This is a genomic window from Rossellomorea marisflavi, from assembly GCF_022170785.1.
GTDB lineage: Bacteria > Bacillota > Bacilli > Bacillales > Bacillaceae_B > Rossellomorea > Rossellomorea marisflavi_B.
On record NZ_CP081870.1, the window covers coordinates 4,250,338 to 4,261,303 of the forward strand.

The 10,966-nt window shown below is 48.3% G+C and carries 11 protein-coding genes; 4 read left to right on the plus strand and 7 right to left on the minus strand.

Annotation, left to right across the window (positions count from 1 at the left end; all coding sequences use genetic code 11):
- Window positions 1–184 precede the first annotated feature (184 nt).
- Window positions 185–2,200 carry an alpha/beta fold hydrolase gene (locus K6T23_RS21830; RefSeq protein ID WP_238283340.1) on the minus strand — a complete coding sequence of 672 codons (2,016 nt, stop codon included), beginning with the start codon at window positions 2,198–2,200 and terminating at the stop codon, window positions 185–187.
- A 409-nt stretch (window positions 2,201–2,609) separates the two neighbouring features.
- Here K6T23_RS21830 and K6T23_RS21835 point away from each other — a divergent pair, with 409 nt between their 5' ends.
- From K6T23_RS21835 to K6T23_RS21845, 3 genes are all read left to right on the plus strand, one after another.
- Window positions 2,610–3,608, plus strand: coding sequence for a tRNA dihydrouridine synthase (locus K6T23_RS21835; protein WP_056539810.1), 999 nt, complete (start codon window positions 2,610–2,612; stop codon window positions 3,606–3,608).
- Window positions 3,609–3,732: 124 nt separating this feature from the next.
- Window positions 3,733–4,314: an SMI1/KNR4 family protein gene (locus tag K6T23_RS21840; RefSeq protein ID WP_238283341.1), complete on the plus strand. Its 582-nt coding sequence runs from the start codon at window positions 3,733–3,735 to the stop codon at window positions 4,312–4,314.
- A 52-nt stretch (window positions 4,315–4,366) separates the two neighbouring features.
- Entirely contained in the window at window positions 4,367–4,669 is a 303-nt protein-coding gene (locus K6T23_RS21845; protein WP_048004609.1) for a nucleotide pyrophosphohydrolase, read from the plus strand.
- Between the two features lie 64 nt (window positions 4,670–4,733).
- Here K6T23_RS21845 and K6T23_RS21850 read toward each other — a convergent pair whose 3' ends face one another.
- Both K6T23_RS21850 and K6T23_RS21855 read right to left on the minus strand, forming a co-directional pair.
- Window positions 4,734–5,366 carry a copper homeostasis protein CutC gene (locus K6T23_RS21850; RefSeq protein WP_238283342.1) on the minus strand — a complete coding sequence of 211 codons (633 nt, stop codon included), beginning with the start codon at window positions 5,364–5,366 and terminating at the stop codon, window positions 4,734–4,736.
- Between the two features lie 18 nt (window positions 5,367–5,384).
- Complete coding sequence (locus K6T23_RS21855) at window positions 5,385–6,488, minus strand: hypothetical protein (protein ID WP_238283343.1); 1,104 nt, start codon at window positions 6,486–6,488, stop codon at window positions 5,385–5,387.
- A 333-nt stretch (window positions 6,489–6,821) separates the two neighbouring features.
- Here K6T23_RS21855 and rluF point away from each other — a divergent pair, with 333 nt between their 5' ends.
- Window positions 6,822–7,529: a 23S rRNA pseudouridine(2604) synthase RluF gene (rluF, locus tag K6T23_RS21860; protein WP_238283344.1), complete on the plus strand. Its 708-nt coding sequence runs from the start codon at window positions 6,822–6,824 to the stop codon at window positions 7,527–7,529.
- An 81-nt stretch (window positions 7,530–7,610) separates the two neighbouring features.
- On the opposite strand, the gene rlmH is transcribed toward rluF, so the two are convergent.
- The 4 genes from rlmH to K6T23_RS21880 all read right to left on the minus strand — a co-directional run bounded on the left by rlmH (window position 7,611) and on the right by K6T23_RS21880 (window position 10,962).
- Window positions 7,611–8,090: a 23S rRNA (pseudouridine(1915)-N(3))-methyltransferase RlmH gene (gene rlmH, locus K6T23_RS21865; RefSeq protein WP_056539869.1), complete on the minus strand. Its 480-nt coding sequence runs from the start codon at window positions 8,088–8,090 to the stop codon at window positions 7,611–7,613.
- Window positions 8,091–8,188: 98 nt separating this feature from the next.
- Window positions 8,189–8,347, minus strand: a complete 159-nt coding sequence (locus K6T23_RS21870) for a CxxH/CxxC protein (protein WP_238283345.1) — start codon at window positions 8,345–8,347, stop codon at window positions 8,189–8,191.
- A 111-nt stretch (window positions 8,348–8,458) separates the two neighbouring features.
- Window positions 8,459–9,697 carry a S1C family serine protease gene (locus K6T23_RS21875; protein ID WP_079513928.1) on the minus strand — a complete coding sequence of 413 codons (1,239 nt, stop codon included), beginning with the start codon at window positions 9,695–9,697 and terminating at the stop codon, window positions 8,459–8,461.
- A 470-nt stretch (window positions 9,698–10,167) separates the two neighbouring features.
- Window positions 10,168–10,962, minus strand: coding sequence for an MBL fold metallo-hydrolase (locus K6T23_RS21880; RefSeq protein ID WP_056539874.1), 795 nt, complete (start codon window positions 10,960–10,962; stop codon window positions 10,168–10,170).
- Window positions 10,963–10,966: the final 4 nt, after the last annotated feature.

The following is a 10,966-nucleotide window of genomic DNA, read 5'->3' on the forward strand; positions in this document are numbered from 1 at the left end:
ATAGCAATTATTTTACATAAATTGTTTAAACAGGGGACAATTCGTGACTTTTGATGTGCCCTTATTTAGGATATTCTCTTGCTTCCTTGTTCTAGTACCTTATTTTAGCAATTGGTAAACCTTTACTTGATTCAAAAGTCCCCCTGATTCCGTAATAGGATTCAGGGGGACTTTTGTGTGGACCTTATAAAATGGTATACAGCGTCGTATTGGCCACCGTGATCAAGGTGATAAGCACGGTATTGAGGAACGCCCCGACATAGACGTTACCGGTCTTACGGTAGAAGTAGCGATTGAAGATCGATGCCACAAGCAGGACGGGTACGAGTCCGATCACGATGATGGAAGACAGTGATTCAGACGGGTATCCGGCTGTTCCTGTGGTAAACAACAATCCGTATTGATACACAAGGTACAAGATTAATCCTCCGATGAAGTGGAGCGCAGAAATCACATACCCTTTGAATCCATCGTACTTGGTGGTTGCCGTATTCATATTCACCGACAAACCGACGATGAAGTAATAAATGAAGAAGAGCGGCGCATACTTGAGCAGGGCGAAGAGATGATGCCCTTCAAACGTCTTCACGGCCACCGTCCAGATACGGAAGTCGACCTTGAAGATCCCGTCGATAAGGTAAAGGATCCCGTAGCCGATCCCGACTGCGATAAGGACGGTCACAAGGGAAGCCACGACCGATTTCACACTAGCCTTCACGCCATAGCTTGAGATGGTAGCGCCCTCGGGTTTTTTCGAAATATAGTGATACCCTATCATCATCATAAGGGTGATTAATGCCACATTGATGGCCCAGTAGAGGATCGGATTCACAGTCGGTGCGCCGAAGAACTGCGTCGTTTCCGTTAACTTACCTTGATAGCGGAGGAAGACGTATTGGATGATGCTCAACATCAGCATAATTGGTGCCAGCACCCCGATGTTGCGGTCGGTCTTTTTCATGACGGAGGCAATGACCCCGATGGCAGACAGGGCAATGAGGACCATGCTGATCTGCCTTAACAGCCTCATACCGGATACATCACCGCTATAGAGAGCCGAGAAGAAGAGGGCCGGGAATAGACCGCCGATCACCACTAGGATCAATCCGGCGACCTTTGCCCCGTTCGACGTTGGACCAGGCAGCGGTTCCGGGAATTTCGTCCTCACATTCTTCAGGAACGGAAGACGTGAAAGGAGCGAAATGAGCGGCACGAATAATAGGAAGAATCCGACCAGGGCGACGAAAGAGAACCACTCTTTGTACATCCAGCTTTGCCCTGACGTGTCGTTAAGCGTATCGCTATAGTCTGCGAATGCCTGGCTGTAGAAATCAATGGCATATCCCGTTGAGGTCTTGGAGAAGTGATTCCACGGATGGGTCTCATTCGGTTCATAGATGACCCTTTTGCCACCGTTCACATCGTAGATCTTCCCTGCCTTTGGAGCGCTTAGATCACCGACGAAGCTTTTTCCTTCCTCTGTGTTGATATAATCCTTCTTCACAACGGATGCCCCGGCAGCAGTCGCATCGGCATCAAAGAAGAACTCATCATACTTTCCGGCAATCTTCCCTGAGAATCTCGGGCCATACGACTGATTGATGGCCTCAAGGCTGTACTCCATCGTTTTCAGCCACTGATAATCAGACCCCATGGTCAGGGAACTGAAGATCTTCCTGACCCCTGTCTTCTGGAAGTCGGCTTCATCGAGCATCACGGCATGCGTAGAGGAGAATCCACCCATGGAGTGCCCGGACACGGCGATGATCCCATTGCCTTCACCGTCCTTCAGCACGAAGTCCTGATCATACATATATTGCACGGCATCATACATGGAAAACGGCCAGAACGAGAAGAACGGAACCGGCTTTTCCATCGTACCCGTCGAATGCCCGTGATCATACTGATCGAGGGCAAGGACCACATAGCCCCGCTTCGACATTTCAATGGCCTGGGCATCCTGCATCTCGGCAGAGTTCAGGTACCCATGGGTCGCGACGATGGCGGGCCTTGGATTTTCATCGGCCCCGTCAGGTTTATAGAGCAGCCCCGACAGTTCCCCCCTTGGAGTGTCAAAGTAGATGCGTGATACATCGACCTTGCCGTTTGAGTTATTGAAGCGGGATGCTCCCACGCTTCCAACGAGAATCAACACCAGTGACACGAGCAACAGAACGACGGTTTTCTTTGATTTTCCCATCTTATCCCCCTGTGACGTTTTATTTCTATATTTATTCCGATATACGAAATATTAGCCCATACCCAGCGAAAAAAAGACACACCAAGCCCCTTGAATAAGGAATTCAAGGTCATGAATGTGTCTCACGGTCTCCTCACGGCGTATCAACTTGAAATTAATTCTATACTCGAAAGAAAACGCTGTCAATAAAAATGGTAACTTTTAACCCATTACGTTTCACCTGCAAACCTGTTAAAATGCACACTAACTGGATCCAAATGGGGTCAAAGAAAGGGCCAGAGCGCCCGGTTCCCTTGCACTTTTCCTGTAGAACCATTAAAGTATATACTGGTTGGATTTTGACCATTAGCATGTTACTTTTTAATTTTGGGAAATGCGATTTCCCTCAAGGAAAGGGTTTAACGATACAATGAAAGATAATTTTTGGCATGAGTTACCTCGGCCGTTTTTTATACTGGCACCAATGGAAGCCGTGACCGATGTGGTATTCCGCCACGTCGTAAGTGAAGCGGCACGACCTGATGTATTTTTCACAGAGTTTACGAATACAGAAAGCTACTGTCACCCGAAGGGCAAGGACAGCGTTCGCGGCCGTCTCACGTTCACCGATGACGAGCAGCCGCTTGTCGCCCATATCTGGGGAGACAAGCCTGAATACTTCCGTCAGATGAGCATCGGAATGGCGGAAATGGGCTTCAGTGGCATCGACATCAATATGGGATGTCCCGTGCAGAATGTGGCCGCCAATGGGAAAGGATCCGGCCTCATCCGCCGTCCCGACACAGCAGCCGAACTGATCCAAGCTGCAAAAGCCGGCGGACTTCCCGTGAGCGTGAAGACCCGCCTCGGCTACACTGAAGTGGACGAATGGCATGACTGGCTCAAGCATCTCCTTGAGCAGGATATCGTCAACCTATCCATCCACCTCAGGACGAAAAAAGAAATGAGCAACGTGGACGCCCACTGGGAACTGATCCCCGAGATCAAGAAGCTGCGCGACGAAATTGCACCAAACACGCTTCTGACAATCAACGGAGACATTGCCGACCGTCAACAAGGGCTTGAGCTCGCCGAAAAATACGGAGTCGACGGCATCATGATCGGACGCGGAATCTTCCAAAACCCGTTCGCCTTCGAAACCGAGAAGAAAGAGCACAGCAGCCAGGAGCTCCTTGAACTCCTCCGCCTCCAGCTCGACCTTCACGACAAATACAACGACGAACTCGAACCACGCCCATTCAAACCGCTCCGCCGCTTCTTCAAAATCTACGTCCGCGGCTTCAAAGGCGCAAGCGAACTCCGCAACCGCCTCATGGAAACCGAATCGACAGATGAAGTACGTGCGTTATTGGATGAATATGCAGAGAAAATCGGGATTCAGGAAGAGAAGGGATTCTCGGTCACCTGATTGGATGAAGAAGAGCCCACGGGCTCTTCTTTTTTTCATTGACTTTATCCCCTTTTTTCACTACTATTCCAAATAGTTACATAGATTTGGTTGAATGCATCCAACCAGTGAAGGAGGCGGAACGATGGAACTGATTAACCACTTCATCAAAGGATTACAAGAGCATCTATTGCCAGAAGAATTGGAAGAACTCCAAAAATCACACGGTGCCAGCCCACAAGACCTTGAGGAGCTTAGACGACTCTACCCAGACTGTCCCGAATCCCTCCTGTCCCTGCTTGAAAACATCGACGGGACGTTCTGGAGACAATACGGCGAAGAAAAGATCGCCGTCTGCATCCTCGGTTCCGATGTGGAAGATGGCAGATATCCCTATTACCTCCTCTCCACCCAGCAGATGATCGACAGCTCAAAAGAAGAAGTAGACACCTCTTATCTCTCCGAGTACGAAGAAGAAGACGTCGATCCCAGGGTCAATCAAGACGGCCTATATCCCGGCACGTACATCCACTTCTCCGACTGTATGAATAACGGAGGCACCTCGAGCCTATTCATCGATTTCAACCCGACCGACCAAGGCGTTTCCGGGCAGATTGTCCGCTTTTTGCATGATCCGGATGAGTTTAAAGTGATTGCTAACAGTTTTGATGAGTATGTGCAGGGGTTGATTGATGGCGGGTTTGTGTTTTTGGAGGAGGAAGAGTGATCGAGAACGATGTGCCCCGCAGAAAAACAACCAGCAAAAGGAGACAACAACCATGAGTGATATCCAACAATTAATGAACAAGATCGACCAGTTCCGGGACGACCGAAACTGGAGACCGAACCACAATCCAAAAGATCTCGCCATCTCCATTTCCATCGAAGCCGCCGAGCTGCTCGAAGACTTCCAGTGGGTCACAAGTGAAGAAGCGCTGGAAGAAAACACTGAAAATATCCGCGAAGAGATTGCCGATATCCTGATTTATTCCCTTACCCTGTGCTCAGAGCTCGGATTTGATGTGAAGGAGATCGTGGAAGAAAAGATTGTGAAGAATGGGTTGAAGTACCCTGTAAAATGAATAGAGTACCATCAGAAATACCCCTCCTCATAGCGAGAAGGGGTATTTCCGTTATTTTATCCCATCAATCAACGATTTTTGTACCGTGAGCTTCCCTGACGCCTAACGAATATGTAATTTCCTCCAGATTTCGTGAGGTCACCCCTCCACCAGGAAGGATCGCAATCCTACCATTTGCATGGGTAATATACGTTTTCAACCGGTCCAGATTATCTTCAATCTTCGTATCAGACGGACCGCCATGGGTCAGAATGCGGTGGACACCATGCTCCACGAGCCAATCGATGGCCTTCACCTGAGAATCAGCCGTAATCGCATCAAACGCCATGTGAAAGACAACTTCAAGACCACTGGCTGCTTCAAGCAGTGTGCTCATGGCTTCCTCATCAATCCAACCGTTTTGAGTCAGGCAGCCGAAGACGACGCCATCGGTTCCAATCTCTTTCAGATGGATGATATCCTGCTTCATGATCTCGATTTCATCGACATTGTAGACGAAATCGCCGCCTCTAGGGCGGATCATACTCATGACCTTCACGTTCCGACTGCGGCAGTAATCCATCGTGACCTGTGCCACACCGGGACTGACCGTCGTTCCACCAACAGCAAGATTATCGCATAACTCCACGCGCTGGGCACCTTTTTCAATGGCTTCAGAGACCTTCGTGAAATTCTCAACACAGACTTCCTTCAACATGCTAGTTCACCTTACTTCTTATTGATAGTTTACAAAAGCCGGTGCAGGGTCCAGTTCCAGGACGTCTTCAGGCGTCATGACCGGTTCATCCTTCTTGTAGAATACTTTGAACCCGCCGTACTGGATCGGCTGATTATGAACGAGCTGATGGTAGCCTGCCCGCTTCAATCCAGCGATTCCGTGGCCGTCATTATTCAGCACCACTTCCACATTCTCTGTAGGCTGGATCGCTTCTTTATTGTTCAGGATGATATCGGCAAATTGGTGCACAACCACCATCTTGTCTGGAAGATCATTCTCGGCAGTCAGCTTGGAAATATACTCAATCGCCTCTTGCACTTCCCTTCCATCTACATGCCCCAGATCTTCACCGGGAACCTGTCCGTCTGTCACATGGAATTCGGTATCAATGGCCAAGTGAACATTCGGGCGCTTCAAATACTTCTCTACCAGTTTCACCTGATGCATGATCGTGTCTTTTCCCAATTGGATATCCAGGATCAACAACGCATCATTTTCCTCTGCGAGCTTCGCATACGTCTCGATATCTTCTTCCGATGTCGGAACCATATACAGACCATCATCCCCGGGACTCCGCTGCGCCACGGTTGCGATCAGTTCAATCGCAGGAATGGCCGGACGATCGGGATCCAGCTCAGAATAGGCCTTCGTCTGTTCCTTCAATTTGGTCATTAACTCATCCGGACTGTACTCACCGAGGATCCCCATGTTTTTGGAACGGGGAGTTCCATAGTAGGAAACGATCCTGTTCCCTTTAAGTGGACCATCCGTCTGATCTTCCTTATCCTTAGCCAATGTCTGCCCAAGTGGCACACTTCTCTTCGTGTCATCACCATGCGCCTCGGAAGTCGGCATATCCGACTGTTGCTCACTCGTATAATGGCTCTCAATCGGCTCTGCACCCTCAGATGGCTTGATCGCTTCATAGCTCGCCTCAGGTTCCTTCTTCGCAGCTTCCTCTTTCTTCTTCTCATTCTCTTTCTTTGAGGTTTGCTCAGTCTTCGGCTCTTTCTTCTCCGTACTTGCTTCCTCAGAGCAGCCCGCTAACAGCAAACCCGGGACCACACCAAAGAAAGCTCCTGCCATCACTAGTTTTTTCACATTATCCCACCTGTTTCAACACGTATTTCATATGTATGATGATCCGTCCACACCACAAATGATTTCTTTACCATTTTTACTATAATTCTATCAGAATATCAAATGTATCTAGTTTGTAGAGACCTTACCATTTACCATACCACGTGAGAAAAGGGATAATCATCTCTCTTAGATTTTTCACATATTTTTGATTATTTTAGTTATCTATGCTTAAACCAATACTGAAAACCACCGGTGAAATGTAAATGAATCCCTTTTACCTAAAAACATTTTGTGATTCCTCAAAAATATATTAGTATTTAAGATAACAATCGGATTAAAAGAGGTGCTACCATGCGTATTAATAAATATATAAGCGAAGCCGGAAAAGCGTCCCGGCGCGGTGCGGACAAACTCATCGAAGACGGAAGGGTCACCATCAACGGAAAACGCGCCACGATCGGCGACCAAGTGAACCCCGGAGATAACGTCGTCGTAGACGGAAACCCAATCTGGGTCGCACGAAACAACGTCTACATCGCCCTGAACAAACCAGTAGGCATCACAAGCACAACAGAAAAAGGCGTAAAAGGAAACATCGTCGACCTAGTCAACCATCCCTTGAGGATCTTCAACATTGGACGACTCGACAAAGACTCAGAGGGACTCATCCTCATGACCAACGACGGTGACATCGTAAACGAAATCCTGCGCTCAGAAAATCAACACGAAAAAGAATACATCGTCTCAGTCGACAAGCCCATTACACCCGAATTCGTCAAAAAGATGTCAGAGGGCGTCAAAATCCTAGGGACCACAACGCTCCCATGTAAAGTCGAGCAACTATCAAAATTCGACTTCCAAATTACACTGACACAGGGATTGAACCGCCAGATCCGGCGTATGTGTGAGGTATTGGGATATAACGTATATCGCTTGCAGCGGACAAGGATTATGAATATCCAATTGGGGAAACTTCCTCCTGGGCAGTGGAGGGATCTGTCTAAGAAAGAGAAGACTCAGTTGTTTAGGGATTTGGATTATGAGGCTCGGGAGTGGTGAGTGTAATATTTACTTCTTTCTTTTGAAAAAGAAGAGCCACGTTCCTTTATCTTGGAACGTGGCTCTTTTATTTTTTGTGTTTTATTTATGATACGGTTCCCCCCGATTTATCCGAAAAGCCCGATAAACCTGCTCCACCAGCACCAATCGCATCAGCTGATGAGGAAACGTCATCTTTGAAAACGACAGTTTCTCATCGGCACGTTTCAATACATCATCACTGAGTCCGAGCGATCCACCGATGATGAAGGCGACTTTGCTTTTGCCGTAGGTGGCGAGTTTATCGAGGGTGTCTGCTAGTTCCTCGGAGGATTTCATTTTGCCCTGGATGGCGAGGGCGATGACGTGGTGGTCCGGGGAGATCTTGGAGAGGATGCGCTCGCCTTCTTTGTTTTTGACCTGCTGCATTTCGGAGTCGCTGAGGACTTCGGGTGCTTTTTCATCGGCGAGCTCGACGATCTCAATTTTGGCATAGGCACCGAGTCGTTTCGTGTATTCGGCGATTCCTTGCTTCAGGTATTTTTCTTTCAGTTTACCGACGGTGATGATGGTGATGTTCATGGCTTATCCACACTCTCTTTACAAACAGATTACAAACAGATTATCCACAGAAATTATCCACATATCCACAAAACCCATCCATATGTCGTGGGGGAATATTAGTTCGCCACTACATATATTGCGTTATTCCCACAATATTCACAGGTTGTGGATAACTGTTTTTCCTTTGAAAGCTCTTCCAGTTTAGGCGCGATCTCATGCTCATCGACGGCGATGTCGAGTGCGAGTTCCACGTGTTCCAGGCAGCAGTTTATCATGCTGAATCGACTCCTTTTACTATGTTTTTATACTTATCCACAGGTTATCATAACACGTAAAGAAAAAGCAGGAAAGGGAAGCCCTTTTCCTTCTTTTTCTTTATCCACAAATTACAATTGTGATTCATCCGTTAATTTCATGGTAACTTCCTGGAGTTTTCCATCCCGGTAGAATTTCACCTTCATGGAGTCACCGACTTTTTTCTTGGTGTAAAGATGTTTACGCAAGTCGACTGTGCTTTCGACTTTTTCACCATCAAGCTCAACGATGACATCAAGCTCTTGCAGCTTCGCTTGTGCTGCCGGTGAATTCGGCATTACCTGACGAACCAACACGCCTGATTTCACATCTTTAGGAAGCTTCAACGTTTCTTGTTGGTGATACGATGATACTTCGCTCACATCTTGAAGTGTGATTCCCATTGAAGGACGTTTCACTTCTCCATGCTGCTCAAGGTCTTCTATGATTGGTTGAGCCGAGTTGATCGGGATGGCAAGGCCGATTCCTTCAACGGCGTCCTGAGCAATCTTCATGGAGTTGATTCCGACAAGCTGTCCGGAAATATTGACGAGGGCCCCACCGCTGTTACCAGGGTTGATGGCCGCATCCGTCTGGATGACTTCGGTGTTCCAGTCTTCCACGCCGTCCTGGTTGATATCAACCGGAATGGTACGGTTCACACCTGACACAATTCCTTGTGTTACGGAACCAGAGAATTGAAGACCAAGGGGGTTTCCGATGGCGATGACCGGTTCACCCTGTTTCAATTTATCAGAGTCACCGAATTTCGCGATGGCACTGTCTTTAACATTGCTGCCATCGATTTCAATGACGGCTAGATCCGTCCACTGATCGGCACCGCGAGCGTTCGCTTTTACTTTGGACCCATCTGAAAGGGTGACTTCAAGCTGATCGGCCCCTTCAATGACGTGGTTGTTCGTGACGATGAGGACCTTGTCCCCTTCACGCTTGTAGATGACACCTGAACCCGATCCCGCTTCCTGGGTTTGAGATCCGTCATTACCGGATTGACCCCAGAAGCTCTGAGACTGGATGTTGCTGATCCCGACAACGGAATCCCCGGCTTTTTCAACGGCTTTCGTGACATCCGACGAGACATCAACGGCCACATTCTCCGTTTTTGCACTGTCCACTTTATTCTCAGTGGTCACACCGTTCGCATTATTATTCGAACCGAACAAATCGGTCCCGGTCAACTGAGGCACCGCCACCAGCACCAAAAGCGCACCGACAATCACACCAATCAAACCCGAGAAGAAAATCCCACCGCCTCCTCGTCTCCTTCTTTCCCTATTCTCCGAAGAGGGGCCCTGATCATAATATCCCATCTATTCTTCATCCTTTCTCCATTATTAGTCCATTCGTTAGTTTTTCTTTACTACCCTCATTATAGTCAGATTAAATTAGAAACTGATGAAAAAAAAGTAAGAAAACCATGATGATATAGAGGCAATTTTGTGAACATTCAAGGTGCAAAAACCCATATTTTCTATTCAACACACAACTAAGATTGGGGGAAAGAGGATTGATCAATACACTAACACCTCATATCAACCACTAGTGCAGTGCAGCGAAGGCCGACCGACTCCCGCGGAAACCAGAGGAAAGGTCGAGACCCCGCAGGCACGAGGAGGCTCGACTTCCTCTCCGCAGGAAAGCGGTCGGCCGAAGCGGAACGAAACATCCCATCTCAAAACGCTCTCTATCAGCTATACCTGATTAAAATACAAAAAAGGATGAAGACCCGAAAGCCTCCACCCTTACTCTACCCCTTGCCAAACAAAGGATAAACCTTCCATCACACAGCCACAAGCGGCGTAGGAACCTTTGGATCCGTATCCAACAAATCAAACTGCTCCCCAACAAGAATGCCCTTCGTCTCCAACGTCTGCGAAACGCTCATCCTTGCCAGATCCTTCATATTATTATCCAAGCTCAAATGCGCCAAATAAAAATTCTTCGTCCGGTCGCCAGCCACCTCGGCCATGGCAACCGCCGCATCTTCATTCGACACATGCCCCACATCGCTCAGGATGCGTCGCTTGATGTTCCACGGGTAACGTCCCATACGGAGCATCCCCACGTCATGATTGCTCTCGAACACATACGTATCGGCATTCGCAATGATGCCCTTCATACGGTCGCTCACGTAGCCTGTATCCGTCATGAGGACGAGTTTCTTCTCCCCTTGATGGAACACATAGAACATCGGCTCCGCTGCATCATGGGACACACCGAATGACTCGATGCTTATGCCACCGAAATGCTTGGCCGTTTCCATGTCAAAGGTGAATTTCTGCTCGGTGTCGATATTCCCCACTAGACCGTCCATGGCGTTCCACGTCTTCTGATTCGCATAGATGGGAAGCTTGTACTTCCGTGCAAGGACGCCGAGTCCCTTGATGTGATCGCTATGCTCATGGGTGACGAGGATGCCGGACAGGTCTTCGATCTTCCGTCCGATCTGGCTGAACAATCCTTCCATCTGCTTGCCGCTGAAGCCGGCATCGACGAGGAAGGAGTGCTCTTCGTTCTCAACGAATATGGCATTTCCTGTACTGCCGGAAGCAAGTACACTAAAATGCATGCTCATGTTT

What these genes read in the sequence shown, in the direction of transcription:
- K6T23_RS21830 (WP_238283340.1), bottom strand. Translation starts at nt 2,200, where the DNA reads ATGGGAAAATCAAAGAAAACCGTCGTTCTGTTGCTCGTGTCACTGGTG.
- K6T23_RS21835 (WP_056539810.1), top strand. Translation starts at nt 2,610, where the DNA reads ATGAAAGATAATTTTTGGCATGAGTTACCTCGGCCGTTTTTTATACTG.
- K6T23_RS21840 (WP_238283341.1), top strand. Translation starts at nt 3,733, where the DNA reads ATGGAACTGATTAACCACTTCATCAAAGGATTACAAGAGCATCTATTG.
- K6T23_RS21845 (WP_048004609.1), top strand. Translation starts at nt 4,367, where the DNA reads ATGAGTGATATCCAACAATTAATGAACAAGATCGACCAGTTCCGGGAC.
- K6T23_RS21850 (WP_238283342.1), bottom strand. Translation starts at nt 5,366, where the DNA reads ATGTTGAAGGAAGTCTGTGTTGAGAATTTCACGAAGGTCTCTGAAGCC.
- rluF (WP_238283344.1), top strand. Translation starts at nt 6,822, where the DNA reads ATGCGTATTAATAAATATATAAGCGAAGCCGGAAAAGCGTCCCGGCGC.
- rlmH (WP_056539869.1), bottom strand. Translation starts at nt 8,090, where the DNA reads ATGAACATCACCATCATCACCGTCGGTAAACTGAAAGAAAAATACCTG.
- K6T23_RS21870 (WP_238283345.1), bottom strand. Translation starts at nt 8,347, where the DNA reads ATGATAAACTGCTGCCTGGAACACGTGGAACTCGCACTCGACATCGCC.
- K6T23_RS21875 (WP_079513928.1), bottom strand. Translation starts at nt 9,697, where the DNA reads ATGGGATATTATGATCAGGGCCCCTCTTCGGAGAATAGGGAAAGAAGG.
- K6T23_RS21880 (WP_056539874.1), bottom strand. Translation starts at nt 10,962, where the DNA reads ATGAGCATGCATTTTAGTGTACTTGCTTCCGGCAGTACAGGAAATGCC.